The organism is Marinobacter vulgaris, assembly GCF_003344045.1.
GTDB classification, from domain to species: Bacteria; Pseudomonadota; Gammaproteobacteria; order Pseudomonadales; family Oleiphilaceae; genus Marinobacter; species Marinobacter vulgaris.
Window position 1 is genome coordinate 1 of sequence record NZ_QFWX01000010.1, and the last position, 14,602, is coordinate 14,602.

At 50.3% G+C, this 14,602-nt stretch carries 13 protein-coding genes and 1 pseudogene; 12 read left to right on the forward strand and 2 right to left on the reverse strand.

The features are described 5' to 3' along the window. Window positions 1-72: 72 nt before the first annotated feature. Window positions 73-1,287 carry an IS256 family transposase gene (locus DIT71_RS16895; protein WP_114614446.1) on the reverse strand — a complete coding sequence of 405 codons (1,215 nt, stop codon included), beginning with the start codon at window positions 1,285-1,287 and terminating at the stop codon, window positions 73-75. A gap of 91 nt (window positions 1,288-1,378) precedes the next feature. Next, window positions 1,379-2,740: an MBL fold metallo-hydrolase gene (locus DIT71_RS16900; RefSeq protein ID WP_114614411.1), complete on the reverse strand. Its 1,362-nt coding sequence runs from the start codon at window positions 2,738-2,740 to the stop codon at window positions 1,379-1,381. Window positions 2,741-2,831: 91 nt separating this feature from the next. On the opposite strand from DIT71_RS16900, the gene cysQ reads away from it, so the two are divergent. The 12 genes and pseudogenes from cysQ (at window position 2,832) to DIT71_RS16960 (ending at window position 14,563) form a co-directional block, all read left to right on the forward strand. Beyond that, window positions 2,832-3,599, forward strand: coding sequence for a 3'(2'),5'-bisphosphate nucleotidase CysQ (gene cysQ, locus DIT71_RS16905; RefSeq protein ID WP_114614412.1), 768 nt, complete (start codon window positions 2,832-2,834; stop codon window positions 3,597-3,599). A 201-nt stretch (window positions 3,600-3,800) separates the two neighbouring features. Next, window positions 3,801-4,298: a transcription/translation regulatory transformer protein RfaH gene (gene rfaH, locus DIT71_RS16910; RefSeq protein WP_114614413.1), complete on the forward strand. Its 498-nt coding sequence runs from the start codon at window positions 3,801-3,803 to the stop codon at window positions 4,296-4,298. A gap of 338 nt (window positions 4,299-4,636) precedes the next feature. Beyond that, on the forward strand, window positions 4,637-5,689 hold the full coding sequence (gene rfbB / locus DIT71_RS16915) for a dTDP-glucose 4,6-dehydratase (protein WP_114614414.1): 1,053 nt from the start codon (window positions 4,637-4,639) through the stop codon (window positions 5,687-5,689). Next, window positions 5,686-6,558: a glucose-1-phosphate thymidylyltransferase RfbA gene (gene rfbA, locus DIT71_RS16920; protein WP_114614415.1), complete on the forward strand. Its 873-nt coding sequence runs from the start codon at window positions 5,686-5,688 to the stop codon at window positions 6,556-6,558. The genes rfbB and rfbA overlap by 4 nt, the downstream gene beginning before the upstream one ends. 70 nt (window positions 6,559-6,628) lie before the next feature. Continuing rightward, entirely contained in the window at window positions 6,629-7,480 is an 852-nt protein-coding gene (locus DIT71_RS16925; protein ID WP_114614416.1) for a glycosyltransferase, read from the forward strand. A 37-nt stretch (window positions 7,481-7,517) separates the two neighbouring features. Further along, window positions 7,518-8,417: a dTDP-4-dehydrorhamnose reductase gene (gene rfbD, locus DIT71_RS16930; protein WP_114614447.1), complete on the forward strand. Its 900-nt coding sequence runs from the start codon at window positions 7,518-7,520 to the stop codon at window positions 8,415-8,417. Window positions 8,418-8,419: 2 nt separating this feature from the next. Continuing rightward, the gene (rfbC, locus tag DIT71_RS16935; protein WP_144114516.1) at window positions 8,420-8,980 is read left to right on the forward strand and encodes a dTDP-4-dehydrorhamnose 3,5-epimerase; all 561 of its coding nucleotides are present in this window, start codon (window positions 8,420-8,422) and stop codon (window positions 8,978-8,980) included. Beyond that, the gene (locus tag DIT71_RS16940) at window positions 8,977-9,912 is read left to right on the forward strand and encodes a glycosyltransferase family 2 protein (protein ID WP_114614417.1); all 936 of its coding nucleotides are present in this window, start codon (window positions 8,977-8,979) and stop codon (window positions 9,910-9,912) included. The genes rfbC and DIT71_RS16940 overlap by 4 nt, the downstream gene beginning before the upstream one ends. A 65-nt stretch (window positions 9,913-9,977) precedes the next feature. Then, on the forward strand, window positions 9,978-11,147 hold the full coding sequence (locus tag DIT71_RS16945) for a hypothetical protein (protein WP_114614418.1): 1,170 nt from the start codon (window positions 9,978-9,980) through the stop codon (window positions 11,145-11,147). Next, window positions 11,144-12,541 (forward strand): rhamnosyltransferase WsaF family glycosyltransferase, encoded by a 1,398-nt coding sequence (locus tag DIT71_RS16950; protein WP_114614419.1) that lies wholly within the window; start codon window positions 11,144-11,146, stop codon window positions 12,539-12,541. The genes DIT71_RS16945 and DIT71_RS16950 overlap by 4 nt, the downstream gene beginning before the upstream one ends. Before the next feature lies 1 nt (window position 12,542). After that, entirely contained in the window at window positions 12,543-13,415 is an 873-nt protein-coding gene (locus DIT71_RS16955; protein WP_114614420.1) for a hypothetical protein, read from the forward strand. A 200-nt stretch (window positions 13,416-13,615) separates the two neighbouring features. Continuing rightward, window positions 13,616-14,563, forward strand: a pseudogene (locus DIT71_RS16960) (IS5 family transposase). Window positions 14,564-14,602 lie beyond the last annotated feature (39 nt).

The following is a 14,602-nucleotide window of genomic DNA, read 5'->3' on the forward strand; positions in this document are numbered from 1 at the left end:
GGCATGCCACCGGTGATTGCGGAAGAAAAACTTAAAATACTGTCCGGGATTAGTTGACCACTACACACCCCATTACAGGTGACCGTCCAGGCGGTCACCGAATTCGATAATAAAGCGATTCAGTGCAGGCTTCCAATCCCGGATCGGCATGGTCCACTTCTTTGATGCTTGCTGGATCGCCAGGAACGCCACCTTCAGTGCGGAGTCATCACTGGGGAACAGCTTCCGGCGCTTGGTTGCCTTTCGAATAACGCTATTCAGTGACTCGATGGCATTGGTGGTGTAGATCACCTCCCGGATGGCTGGAGGGTAGTCGAACAGCGTTATCAGGTTGTCCCAGTGGTTGTACCAGGACCTGGCGATTTGCGGGTATTGGCCGTCCCAGCGTTCTGCAAAGTCGTCCAGTGCCGTTCGAGCTTCCTGCTCGGTGGCCGATCTGTAGATTTGCTTCAGATCCGCAGTGACGGCCCTGTAGTCCTTCCAGGACACATACCGCAGCGAGTTACGAACCATGTGTACGATGCAGAGCTGGACCTTGGTCTGGGGGTACTCCGCCGCAATGGCATCCGGGAAGCCTTTGAGACCGTCCACACAGGCGATCAGGATGTCCTCCAGACCACGGTTCTTCAATTCCGTCAGTACTGACAGCCAGAACTTCGAACCTTCGGTCTCGGCAAGCCACAGGCCCAGCAGCTCCTTCTGGCCTTCCATGTTAATGCCCAGGGCTAGATACAGGGACTTGTTGATCACCCTTTTGTCCTGACGAATTTTCAGAACGATGCAGTCCAGATAAACAATAGGGTAAATCGGATCGACAGGGCGATTCTGCCACTCATGAACCTGATCGATCACGTGCTCAGTCACCTTGGAAACGAGCGTTGCCGAGATGTCGGCGTCGTACATCTCTTTGAAGGCGTCCACGATGTCTCGTGTGCTCAATCCCTTGGCGTACAAGGCCAGGATCTGATCATCCATCTGGGTCAGCCGGGACTGTCCCTTACGGACGAACTGAGGCTCGAAAGAGCCCTCCCGATCACGGGGTGCCTCGATTGGTACTTCGCCATGCTGGCCTTTTAGGCGTTTGGCAGAGTATCCATTACGACTGTTGCCGGTACCACGACCTGCCGGGGCATGCTTCTCATAACCGAGGTGCTCATCCAGTTCGGCATTGAGTGCGGTTTCAACGGTGAGTTTTACGAGTTGCTGGGTGAGGGCTCCGAGGTCTTTCTCGGACTTGATATCTTTGGCCAGCTCTGCGGCCATGGCTTTGAGTTTTTCTTGGTCCACTTGTGTACCCACGATGGTATCCTTTTGAAAAGATTACTCAGTCGTGGGCAGTTACACAATTTGGTTTACAGGCTCGGGGGAGGAGGGCTAATCAAACCTCCACCTCATCAAACAACTCCGCCACCTCAACATTCCATCCAAACCGATCCCTGACCCGCTTCCGCATAACATCACTCGCAACCATCTCTCCATGAGTAATATACACCTTCTCTGGCTTTAACGTGCCAGCGCCAAGCCACTGCAAAATCTCCTCATAATCCCCATGTGCAGACAGCGAATCCAGGTTATGCACCTCAGCCTTTACCGGCCAGTGCTCCCCATGAATCTTCACCGATTCCGCCCCATTCACCAGTGCATCCCCGCGAGTCCCCGGTGCCTGGAACCCGGCAAATACGATGCTGTTCCTCGGATTGGGCAGCAGGGTTTTCAAATGGTGCAACACACGGCCGCCACTGGCCATGCCGCTGGCAGAGATAATAATGCAGGGGTAGCGTACGGCATTGAGCTCGATGGACTCATCCACCGTGCGGACAAATTCGGTGTGCTCGTCGATCATTCCGCACTGGCCGGCGCTCAGTTTGTGTTCCTTGTGATGCCGGGAAAAGATCTCGGTGGCCCTTATCGCCATGGGGCTGTTCAGATAAACCGGCATTTTTGGTATCCGGCCTTCGCCCATAATCTTGTGAATCAGGTACAACAGCATCTGTGCGCGGCCCACGGCAAAGGAGGGCAGAAGCACAATGCCGCCGCGTCCTGCGGTTCTGGTGATGATTTTCGCCAGTTCGGATTCCGGGTCGCTTTCAGCGTGGAGCCGATCGCCATAGGTGGACTCGCACACCAGTACATCGGCTTTGTCGATGGGCTCCGGTGGCCGCATGATGACGTCATTCTGCCGGCCTACATCGCCACTGAATACGATGGTGCGGTCGCTGCCCCGGTGATGGACGTGCACGCAGGACGAGCCCAGTATGTGCCCGGCCGGAGTGAAGGTTACTTCCATCCCCTTAACCGGTTCAAAGCGTTCGTGATAATGCAGGGACTCGAAGTGCTTCAGGGCCTCCTGGGCATCCTTCACGGTAAACAGGGGTTCCGGCTTGTCATGCTTTGAAAACCCTTTGCGGAAGGCGTATTTGGCGTCCTCTTCCTGCAGGTAGCCGGCATCCGGCAGCAATACCTTGCACAGCTCATGGGTGGCTTTCGTGCAGTATACTTTTCCTTTGAAGCCGTTCTTAACCAGCGCTGGCAGGTAGCCGCTGTGGTCGATATGGGCATGGGTCAGAACTACCGCATTGATGGATGACGGCTCAACCGGAAACCGCGCCCAGTTCCGCTTGCGCAGGTTCTTGACGCCCTGGTACATGCCACAGTCCACCAACATCCGGTGTTTGTCATCCGACAGCAGATAGCGTGAACCAGTCACCGTGCCTGCACCGCCAAGGAATTTCAGCTTCATGAAGTCATCCTTGCAATATTTTTGATGTGTTGCGTCACTATCGCCCATAATAGCTTAAAAGTTATTGATCTGACGCAGGAAGCCAACGCCCATGCATTACAGCTCGATCCTCCCCGACGTACTGAAGATCGCCGACGAAGCCAGCGAAAAAGTTCTCAATATCTACATGACGGACTTCAAGGTGAACTACAAGGCAGACGAGTCGCCGATTACCGCAGCAGACGTCGCCAGCCACCGCATTATCGTGGCGGGCCTGCGCAACCTCAGTCACGATATTCCGATATTGTCGGAAGAGGGCGCGGAGATCCCCTGGAGCGAGCGCAAGCACTGGCATCGGTTCTGGCTGATCGACCCAATCGATGGTACCAAGGATTTCACCCAGCGCACTGGTGAGTTTACGGTCAACATTGCACTTATTGAAAACGGCGAGCCCATTCTGGGGGTGGTGACAGCGCCTGCCCTCAAGGAAGCATATTGGGGGCTGAAAGGTGACGGTGCCTATAAGCGGGAGCGGACAGGCCGGGTGCGGCGTATAAGAGTGGCAACCCCTGGCGAAGCCAAGCGTGTTGTCGCCAGCAAGAACCACCTGAATGAAGAAACCAGGGCTTTCATCGATAAGCTTGGCGAGCATGAACTGGTGCAGGCGGGCAGTTCCCTTAAATTCTGCAAAATCGCCGAAGGCCATGCGGATATCTATCCCCGGCTGGGGCCGACCTGTGAATGGGACACCGGCGCAGCTCATGCCGTGTTGCTGGCAGCAGGCGGCAAAGTGGAAACCCTGGATGGCAAGCCGCTGATGTATGGCAAGGAGGATGTTCTGAACCCGTTCTTCGTGGCAGCTGGCGATTGGTATAAGTGAGCGAAAGGCTCCGGATTTTGACGTAGGCGGTGTTCTCACCGCCGGGCTGGTTCGTAAAAGCCGGCCGCCAGCGCCCCAATCTGATGGCGGAAAAGCTACGGTATGCATCGTGAGCATACGGCAATGCCCGTTGGCGAAACCGGAACATCAATGAGACAATCCGCTCTACCTGACTCCAAACACCCCAATCAAGCGGTAGATATGACCTGGTACGCCCTCCAACACAAACCCGCCCAGGGCGACCGCGCCCTGACGCACCTGCAAAACCAGGACATCGCCTGCTTCTACCCTAAAATCACGGTGGAAAAAATCAAAGGCGGCAAGCGCACCAAAAAACTGGAACCGCTGTTCCCCGGCTACCTCTTCGTCAACCTTGAACAAACCGACCCCATGTGGGCCAAGCTACGCTCCACCCGCGGTGTAATCCGTGTAGTGGGCTTCGCCAACAAGCCAGCAGCCATATCAGATGACGTCATTCAGCATATAAAATACAGCCTGGATACTGTCATAGAGCAGGGCGGCATCAAGCCCGGGCAGACAGTAGAACTGGACGACGGCCCCTTCAAAGGCATCAGTGCCATATTCCAGGCCTACGACGGCGAAGAGCGCGCCATTGTCCTCATCAGCTTCATGCAGAAACAACAAACCGTAAAAGTCCCTCTCTCCACCGTCACGCCCCATATCCGTAGGTCGGATTAGGCGAAGCCGTAATCCGACAATCCACCAAATTAACAGCCAACCAACCTGAATGCATAAACTACAGTTTCACAAATCTTTACATCATTAAATGATCTAAACCCCACCCCCGAGGGTTGTTTACTTGCGTGGCACATAAGATGCCGTAGAATCGCACCGTTTCGATCGCTCGCGATCATACAAGGCTTCTTGGGAATTGAGCTTAGGCACAGCATCGACGAAGTCTGTCTTTGTCTGGCCCGGAAAAACATGCAAACCTTTTGCCTAAACGCACTGAACCCTGGTTGGTGGGGCGGTAGCGTGTGTGGTGTTTCCTTGGTGCATCATGGAATCGATTTGATATGAAATTACTCGTAACCGGTGGTGCTGGATTCATCGGCTCCGCCATCGTGCGGCACATAATCATTAACACTGAAGACAGCGTGATTAATCTTGACAAGCTTACCTACGCTGGCAATCTAGAGAGCTTGTCGCCAGTGAGCGACAGTGATCGCTATACGTTTGAGAGAGTGGACATCTGCAACCGTGCTGAGCTGGACCGCGTGTTTGAGGAGTACCAGCCGGATGCAGTGATGCATCTCGCGGCTGAAAGCCATGTAGACCGGTCTATCGATGGCCCTGCTGCCTTTGTCGAAACCAACATTGTTGGCACGTACACCCTGCTTGAGGCAGCAAGGCATTACTGGCGAAATCTTGGTGATGACCAGAAGAATAGCTTCCGTTTCCACCACATTTCGACGGACGAAGTCTATGGTGATCTGGAAGGGCCTGAAGACCTGTTTACGGAAGAGACCTCATACGCGCCGAGCTCTCCCTACTCTGCGAGTAAAGCCAGTTCTGACCACCTGGTTCGCGCATGGTACCGCACCTACGGATTGCCGGTGCTCATCACCAATTGTTCCAATAACTACGGGCCCTATCATTTTCCAGAGAAGCTCATACCGCTTATGATCCTCAACGCGCTGGAGAGGAAGCCGCTTCCGGTCTACGGAGAGGGCAACCAGGTGCGCGACTGGCTTTACGTCGAAGACCACGCCAGAGCCCTGTACAGAGTTGTCACGGAGGGCGTGACAGGAGAAACCTACAACATCGGCGGCCACAACGAGAAACGAAACATAGATGTGGTACACACCATCTGTGACCTTCTGCAGGAAATGGTACCAAGTGCTGAAAGCTATCGTGATCTCATTACACACGTTGCCGATCGCCCCGGACACGACTTGCGCTATGCCATAGACGCCAGCAAGATAGAGCGAGAACTGGGGTGGACGCCTCAAGAAAGTTTTGAAAGCGGCATTCGCAAGACAGTCCGGTGGTACCTGGATAACGCCGAATGGTGTCGGCGGGTTCAGGATGGAAGTTATCAGAGAGGGAGATTGGGAGTGGCACAATGAAAGGAATAGTTCTGGCCGGGGGCTCCGGAACCCGCTTGTACCCGATCACCCGGGGGATCTCGAAGCAGCTGCTGCCCGTGTATGACAAACCCATGATTTATTACCCGCTTTCTGTACTGATGCTGGCGGGAATACGGGACATTCTGGTAATTACAACGCCGGAAGATCAGGAAGGATTCCAGCGCCTGCTTGGTGATGGCAGCCAGTGGGGCGTAACCCTCACGTACGCTATCCAGCCCAGCCCAGATGGCCTTGCCCAGGCCTTCATCATTGGCGAGTCGTTCATTGGTAACAGTAGCGTGTGTCTGGTGCTGGGCGATAACATCTATTATGGCCAGGGGTTCAGCAAACTGCTGCAATCCGCAGCCTCCCGCGAATCCGGCGCAACGGTATTTGGCTATCGGGTAACCGACCCAGAACGCTTTGGCGTTGTAGAGTTTGATAAGAATCAAAGCGCCATTTCCATTGAAGAGAAACCCGAAAATCCAAAGTCCAACTTTGCCGTAACCGGGTTGTACTTCTACGACAACGATGTAATCGACATTGCCAAGGGTGTAACGCCCTCAGCCCGAGGCGAGCTGGAGATAACCTCAGTGAACCAGGCGTATCTGGATAGGGGCGATTTAAACGTCGAACTTCTGGGCCGTGGCTATGCCTGGCTGGACACCGGAACCTACGACTCGCTCCACGAAGCGGCGGGATTCATCGAAACGCTGGAAAAACGCCAGGGCCTGAAGGTCGCATGCCTGGAAGAGGTGGCGTACCGTATGGGCTACATTGGTAAAGAGCAACTGCTGGAGCAGGCGGAAATGCTCAAAAAGAACAGTTATGGCCAGTACCTGAAAGCACTTGCGGAGCGTGGCTTTTGAGCGATGCGGTTTTTTTGGATATAATGTTACGGTCGTCGCATGGGCCGACTTTCCGCTTTCAGGCTGGTACATGAAACTCCTGATGTCCAAAGTGGTGCACAACTGGGATGAGTCCGTTTTGGAGCCAGCCTTGCGCTCATTGTCGCTCAGCCTGACAACGGCTGCGGAAGCAGGCGAGCTGGATTCAGCTATTCTCTGGTTGTCCTACAATGGGCACCAGCCCCTCGATGAGCAACGGGCGACGGAGCTGCTGGATGCAACCTTCGATTGGCCCGTAAGGCTGTTAGCGCAGCAACCAAACCTTGGTTACGGCCGCACTAACAACCTTGCACTCGATCAGATGTTCGAAGAGTTCGGGTCAAGCGCTCAGAATATCGCAATACTGGTGATCAACCCAGACGTTGTTCTTGAAGATAGCACCATCACCGCAGCGGCGCAGCACCTCCGCAAAGAACCGGACTGCGGGTTGGTATGCCCGCTGATTTCCGACTGGCAGGGGCGGTCGGACGCGATAGGCCACAAGCGTTACCCTTCATTCGCCGTATTGACCGCGCGCTTGCTATACCTGTTGTTCAAGCTGCCCCCCGTCCACTCTCTCAACGAGCGCTATGAATACCGGGATATGCCATCTGAAGCGCCTATTGATGATATTGAGCTGTGTTCTGGCTGCTTTATGCTGGGGCCCCTTCGTTACTGGCAAGAGCTCGGTGGATTTGATGGCCGTTTTTTCATGTATTTTGAAGACTTTGACTTGGCCGTGCGGGGCCGCAAGCGGGGTTGGCGCAATCATTATGTGCCAGCGGTAAAAATCCGTCACGCCGGTGGCGGTGTAGGCACCAAGAACTGGCGGCACCGATGGTGGTTTATCCGCTCGGCATTACGGTTTTTCAACCGCCATGGCTGGCGGATGTGGCGAGTATGAACCAGGCTCACTTAACGCGACAGAGGCGATTGAATACATGATTCTGGTAACAGGCAGCGAAGGCCAGGTAGGTTACGAGTTGCTGCGCACACTAGCACCGCTTGGCCGGGTAAAAGGGCTGACGAGAGCGGACGGCGACCTCTCGGACCGGAACACGGTGCTTGCATTGCTGAACGAGCACAAGCCCTGCTGCATCGTAAACGCAGCCGCTTATACCGCAGTAGACAAAGCCGAAACAGACACCGAGGCTGCCAAAGCGCTCAACACAACGCTCCCGGCTACCCTGGCTGAGTGGGCCAAAGTGAACCAGACGCATCTGTTTCACTACTCCACCGATTACGTGTACGACGGCAGCGGCACTAACCCTTGGGTAGAGACAGATCCAACCGGCCCACTTTCGGTTTACGGCAAAACCAAACTCGCAGGCGACCAGGCGTTACTAGAGGCGGGAATTGGGGCGGTTATATTTCGCACCTCCTGGGTTTACGGGGCCCGCGGCCGAAACTTCATGTTGACCATGATAAAGCTCGGCCAGGAGAGGGACGAACTCAGTGTCGTAGCGGACCAATGGGGCACGCCAACACCCGCCTGGTTGATTGCACAGGTGACGGCAACCGCCGTTCGGGAAAAACTTAAAGGCACCAAGGGCATTGAGGGCGTTTACCACCTTACCTGTACAGGGGATACCAACTGGTGTGACTTTGCCCGCGCTATCATGCAAGAGGCACAGGCACTGGGCATCTCAATACGGATTGAGAAAGACCGCATCAAACCAATACCGACAGCGGATTACCCCGCGCCCGCGCCGCGACCGCTCAACTCCCGACTTAATGTTGCAAAGCTTGAACGGGCTTTTAACCTGCAATTACCAGACTGGCGCAACGCTATGCAATTAACCATACGGGACTGGGCTGAACACAACAGGAATCTGGATTGATTATGAAGGTAACCAAAACGCCTCTGGATGGCGTGCTGATTCTGGAGCCCCCGGTATTCGGGGATGAGAGGGGCTGGTTTACAGAGAGTTTTAACCACCGCAAATTTGCAGAAGCCGTTGGCGAAGAAGTGACTTTCGTCCAAGACAACCATTCCCGTTCATCAAGGGGTGTGCTGCGAGGCATTCATTTTCAGATTGGTGAAGGTGCACAAGGGAAGTTGGTGCGGGCGACCGTGGGAGAAATTTTTGACGTGGCGGTAGATCTGCGCAGAAGCTCACCAACGTTTGGGCAATGGACCGGTGTCCACCTCAGCAGTGAGAACAAAAAACAGCTTTGGGTGCCTGCTGGGTTTGGTCATGCTTTTCTGGTGATCAGTGAAGTGGCAGAAGTTCAATACAAGGTGGACGCTTACTGGTCGCCGGAGTACGAACGAAGTCTTCGGTGGGATGATCCTGAGGTTAGTATTGATTGGTTTAAATTTTCAAACATCAGCTTGTCAGATAAAGATCGTAATGCTGCTTCGCTAACAGAACTCAGAAGCGCGGGGGATTTGTTTGCGTGAGGGCAAGATCCAACACTCCACATGTAGCAGTTTTGCTTTGTACCTACGAGGGTGAACAATACTTACGTGAACAGTTAGACTCAATTATTAAGCAAGACTATGAGAACTTTTCGTTATGGGTATCAGACGATAGTGCTGATTCTGCATCGAGACAAATCGTTGAGGAATACCAAGCCAAATGGCCAACCAAGGTACGCAGCATTCGAGTCGGGCCCAGAGCGGGGAGTTCAGCCAACTTTCTTAGCTTGCTCATGGATGATGGTATAAAGGCAGAATATTTTGCTTTGTCAGATCAAGATGATATTTGGCACAGGGATAAATTGTCCCGCTCTATCGAAGCATTAGAGTTCTGCTCACCAAGACAACCATTGCTTTATTGCTCGCGCGTTACACTAATTAACGAGTTCGGGAAAGCTATTGGAATGTCACCTTTATTCTCAAAGCCACCTAATTTTGCTAATGCATTGGTTCAGAGCATCGCTGGTGGCAATACAATGGTGTTGAATGAAAAGGCGCGACAAGCCATTAGCCAGAGTCGTGTCACCGATGTAGTTTTGCATGACTGGTGGTTATATTTATTAATTACCGGTATCGGTGGTCGAGTAATTTATGACCCAGCGCCTACGATCTTATATCGGCAACATTCAGCTAATCAAATTGGTTGTAATCAGTCGTTCATTGCTGCCCTCAAGCGGCTGGTCAGTGTATTAAAGGGTCAGCACAGAATTTGGCATGACCAAAATATACAAGCATTAGAGCGGTGCGCCGCACAGTTAAGCATTGAAAATACAAATAATTTAAACCAATTTATCCTTTGTCGAAGAAGTAGGTTTTTAAAACGCCTAAGACTATTACACGGTTTACGATTTTATCGGCAAACATTCTCTGGTCAAATTTCTTTGTATCTGACCTTCCTATTCGGTAAATTATAAATTGATAACTATAAGAGCTTTACAATTTCGCGGAGGAAGAGGCTCAATAACTTCAGAGAGCGCGTATGAGCAAACACGCAGTAATAACGGGTACTGGAAGGTCGGGCACCACCTTCATTGTTGAGCTGTTAACGCGCCTTGGCGTGGACACAGGCTTTGATGTCGGGAGTATTCAAAAGCATAAATATGCAGATGCGGGGATGGAGATCAATATACTTGAAAGTGTTAGTTCACCATATGTAGTTAAAGATCCATCTTTTCCTGATTACGTTACTAGAGTGATTAAGAGAAAAGATATTTCACTTGATCATGTTTTTATCGTTCTTCGAGATTTAGAAGCTGCTGTAGGGAGCCGTCTGAATGTTGAGCAGCGAACAGATAAGTCTCTGTATAAAACAGGGGGAATTCCAGGCGGGCTTTCGGGTGCTTCGACTGTCGAGCAACAACAGCAGGTATTACTTTCAAGAGTTTTCAACCTTTCTTTACAGTTAGCGAGCACCGATTGTGGAGTGACGCTAGTATCCTACCCGCTCTTAGTTAACAACCCAGACTATCTCTTTGAGAAACTTACACCTTTATTGAAGGGGGTCACCAAAGAAAGGTTTTTAGAAGCTTTTGATTCACTCGTAGATAAATCAAAAGTACATAAATTTTCCGAAATGGATATCACTCCCGAATACAGGAGGTATCACGCAGAGCAGTATGAAGCGAAAAATTGTACGCCGAAGAGTGTAATGTCGCAAGTCTTTTTCGATTACGGAGCAGGTTATTCTGAAAAAGAATCGTATTTTCTGGCGCTCACTTTGGATAGCAAAGAGCTTGTTATAGATATGCCGGCGGGTAGGCCGCCACGACGTGTTAGATTTGACCCCGCGAGTGAGCCATGTATTATTAAGCTAAAAAAAGTAACAGCAGAATCTATTAGTGGCGAAAACGTTGTTTTAACGGACATCGCATCTAGTGGCTATAAGAACGAGTCTTTCTTATATTTTCCAGATAATGATCCGCAAATAAATATCCCGTGTCAACAATTAACGCAAAGTCCAAGGCGCTTGCGTATAAAGTTTGAATATATCGATATAGGTCAAGGTGTTAAGGAGAAAGCTCTTCCCTTTATTGAAAAGCACTTCAGGAGAAAGATTGCTTCACTGAAAAAAACTATTCAAGAGAGCTATGAAAATAAGTCTGAAAAAAAGTCATTTGTAAATAAGTTAAAAATTTGGTTGCTAAAATGAATATTATTACATGGGTTGCCCCAAGACTAAGATTCTACCGAATTAAACTGTTTAATTCCTTTAGAAAGGTTGAAAGCGTTGCAGATTTTTTTTGGGTTCTCTCAACAATCTTTAACTACCTAAATCTTAACCTCAAGAATAAGGTTGGGGTCTTTTTTCCCTTCTCTTTAGGCAAGCCAGTTGATGAGCTAAGAGACCCCCTTGGGTTGCTAACCTTAAAAGCATTGGAAGAGCGCTTTGAGCCTATCAAGATCACCATTAAGAATGAGCCGCAGCGGCTCAATTTTATGGTGCCTACAGTCAATCCCGAGCTAATTTTTGGTGGCTATATCGGCCTTTTTAATTATATGGCGGCGCTTCTCGAACACGGCTACGAGCTACGTATTTTTGTCTGTGAAGATGTTCTGCCGTTAACTAGTATTGTCGAAAAAAAAATGGGTGCCGATAACGTTGTTACTCAGGTTTTAAAGCGCTGCGAACTTAGAGAGTGCCTTGATCGAGAAATCGAACAGGTTGTAGGTAAAGACGATGTTTTCGTTGGTTATTCATGGATGACTATGCGGCTGGCAAAGCAAGCTGCGGATCATTGTAATGGCAAAAGACCAATATTTTTTATTCAGGAATTCGAGCCTATTTTTCATCACTATGACAGCGTGCGTTTCTTTGCCGAAGAGACCTACTCCTTCGAGCACACCGCAGTTTTTAATTCTCCCCAGTTAAAGCGGTTTTTTGAACAGAAAAAGTTAGGTGTTTTTATTGATGAGAAGCCCAAATATTGCGTATTCAAGCATGCTATTGCGGATATAGCTCAGCCTGATTTTTCTAATAGGGAAACGAGTTCAAAAAAACGGCTCCTTGTATATGCTAGGCCTGAAAAGCACGCAGGTCGGAATCTTTTTGAAGTAAGTATAATGTTGATTAAAAGAGCTATTAATGAGGGCGTTCTTAAGACCAATGATTGGGAGTTCTATGGTATTGGTAGTCTAGGCGCAGCCAAGGATATGGAACTGGCGGAAGGAGCTAAGTTAAAACTGATTCCACGCATGTCTTTTAAAGAATATACCGAGTCCCTAATGAATTACGACGTAGGCATTAGTTTGATGTATGCACCACATCCGAGTGTTCCACCGCTTGAAATGGCATCGGCAGGGATGCTGGCTGTTACTACATGCTTTGAAAATCGTAGTCCTGACGAAATGCGGAAAATGAGTAGTAATATTATTGCTGCTGAACACACTATGGATTCTCTAATGGCGGCGTTGGCTGAGGCGGTCACTAAATCCAATGATTTTTCATATCGGAAATCCGGCGCTAACATTAATTGGTCTACGTCTTGGTCGGAAAGTTTTAATCATAATTTCTTGGAAACATTTGATAGTTTGTTAGAGAATTAAAATGGCTGATAAAATAAAGTTGCTCCTGCATGTTGGGTTTCCAAAAACTGGTACGACAGCGATTCAGTCCTATTTTTCTGTAAATCGTGAGATCTTTAAAGGTGGTGGTGCCCTATATCCTAAATCGGGTGATACCTCCTATTCTGGTCAGGCTGGTCTTGCATTGGCGGCAAAAAAACAGTTGAGTCGGCCTTTTGAGATGCTTGCAAAGGAAGTTTTAAACTCGGGCTGCGATACGATAGTTATAAGTTCCGAATATTTTTTTATGCTTGAAGAGGATGCAATTAATTTTTTATCTCAGTCGCTAACCGACTACGAGGTGAAAGTGATTGCTTATTTCCGTCGTCAAGATGCGCGTATTGAATCGGGTTATCTTCAGGTTCTGCGTGACTCCGAGTTCAGATTTTCAGGCTCGATTGAAAATTATATGAGCTTCCTCGAGAAATTTCCACGTAGGACAGATTATTACCGCTTCATCGTGCCTTGGGCGAGAGCTTTCGGTCGCTCGGCAATAAGTATAGGAATTTACGACGAAGTAAAACCAAAATTAATTGACGACTTTCTAACACGGTGTGGGCTAAAACAGCCTGCCGCAGCAGTAATAGCTTCGACGGACGCTAATGTTGCATATAAACCGATGGTTAATCGGTTTTTACGCCGCATAAATCGAATCTCAATGACTCCTCGTATTCATTCGCAGATTACGAGAATGCTAAATTTTTTAACCCGTAAAGTGGTAGGCCCTGGGACGGTAAAAGAGCATAACTTGCTTACTCAAGAACAGAGAGAGGCGATTGTTGAACGCTACGCAGAGTCCAATGCTAAGTTGGCAAAGGAGTTCCTTAACCGTGAGGACGGAGTACTGTTCAAATAATTGTTTCAACAGTTTAAAAGCTTAAGGCAGCCATTGGTTTTAATATATATCGCAAGACTTTAGATCTTTATATCGCAACTCATAAGGCTGATGCTACTTCGATACAAAATTTGTTAATAAATAACCTAGGGAGACTCTGAATAAGTCTCGAAATCAGCGATAATACGGCCATCGCCAACCGCATAGGATTCGTTGCCACCATGGATCAGGTCAGCTTCTCCGAAGCCGAGTACCAGAACAAGAAGCGCAAGACTCGTCGCGAGATTTTTCTGGAACGAATGGAAAAACTGATTCCCTGGAAGCAGTTGGAAAAGAAGGTAGCCCGTTATTACTACCCGAAGGGCCAGAACGGACGGCCTCCCTATCCGCTGTCTGCCATGCTGCGAGTCCACTGCATGCAGCTGTTCTACAACCTGAGTGATCCTGCCATGGAAGACGCCCTCTACGAGATCGAATCCATGCGGCACTTCGCCAGCCTTAAGCTGGATCGTTTGCCGGACGAGACCCCCATTCTCAACTTCCGGCATTTCCTGGAGCAACACGGTCTTGGCAAGGCGCTGTTTAGAGAGGTGAACAAACACCTGGAGAAAAACGGCCTGATGCTGCGCGAAGGTAGCATCGTAGATGCGACCATTATCTCCGCGCCCAGCTCCACCAAGAACAGTGCCGGCAAACGGGATCCCGAAATGCACCAGACCAGGAAGGGCAACGAATGGCACTTTGGAATGAAGATGCACATCGGCTTTGATGACGCACTGGGCCTTATTCATAGCATTGACACCACTGCTGCCAACGTTCATGCCATCGTACCCACCGACAAGCTGCTGCATGGTGAAGAGCAACGAGTCTTCGGTGACGCCGGTTACCTAGGCATTCAAAAGCGGGAGGAGCATAAGCACCGCGAGAACGTTTCCTAGTTCATTGCCAAACGGCCTGGTACCCGGAAGAAGCTGGATGCCGACAAGCTGAAGGCGGAGAAAATCAAAGCCAGTGTGCGTGCCAAGGTCGAGCATCCCTTCCGGTATATCAAGCAGGTCTTCGGCTACAGCAAAATTCGCTATCGCGGCCTTGCCAAGAACAACAACGGGCTGCATATGCTGGCCGCATTCAGCAACCTGCTGATTGGTGAAAAATACATGTTGGCATAGGGCCAGTGCGCCTGTTTTCCGCCAAAATGGAGGGAAACG

Excerpts from the sequence above, each read along its gene's own strand:
- rfbC (WP_144114516.1), top strand. The coding sequence starts at position 8,420 with ATGAAGGTAACCAAAACGCCTCTGGATGGCGTGCTGATTCTGGAGCCC.
- DIT71_RS16925 (WP_114614416.1), top strand. The coding sequence starts at position 6,629 with ATGAAACTCCTGATGTCCAAAGTGGTGCACAACTGGGATGAGTCCGTT.
- rfbB (WP_114614414.1), top strand. The coding sequence starts at position 4,637 with ATGAAATTACTCGTAACCGGTGGTGCTGGATTCATCGGCTCCGCCATC.
- rfbA (WP_114614415.1), top strand. The coding sequence starts at position 5,686 with ATGAAAGGAATAGTTCTGGCCGGGGGCTCCGGAACCCGCTTGTACCCG.
- DIT71_RS16950 (WP_114614419.1), top strand. The coding sequence starts at position 11,144 with ATGAATATTATTACATGGGTTGCCCCAAGACTAAGATTCTACCGAATT.
- rfbD (WP_114614447.1), top strand. The coding sequence starts at position 7,518 with ATGATTCTGGTAACAGGCAGCGAAGGCCAGGTAGGTTACGAGTTGCTG.
- DIT71_RS16900 (WP_114614411.1), bottom strand. The coding sequence starts at position 2,740 with ATGAAGCTGAAATTCCTTGGCGGTGCAGGCACGGTGACTGGTTCACGC.
- cysQ (WP_114614412.1), top strand. The coding sequence starts at position 2,832 with ATGCATTACAGCTCGATCCTCCCCGACGTACTGAAGATCGCCGACGAA.
- DIT71_RS16945 (WP_114614418.1), top strand. The coding sequence starts at position 9,978 with ATGAGCAAACACGCAGTAATAACGGGTACTGGAAGGTCGGGCACCACC.
- DIT71_RS16955 (WP_114614420.1), top strand. The coding sequence starts at position 12,543 with ATGGCTGATAAAATAAAGTTGCTCCTGCATGTTGGGTTTCCAAAAACT.
- rfaH (WP_114614413.1), top strand. The coding sequence starts at position 3,801 with ATGACCTGGTACGCCCTCCAACACAAACCCGCCCAGGGCGACCGCGCC.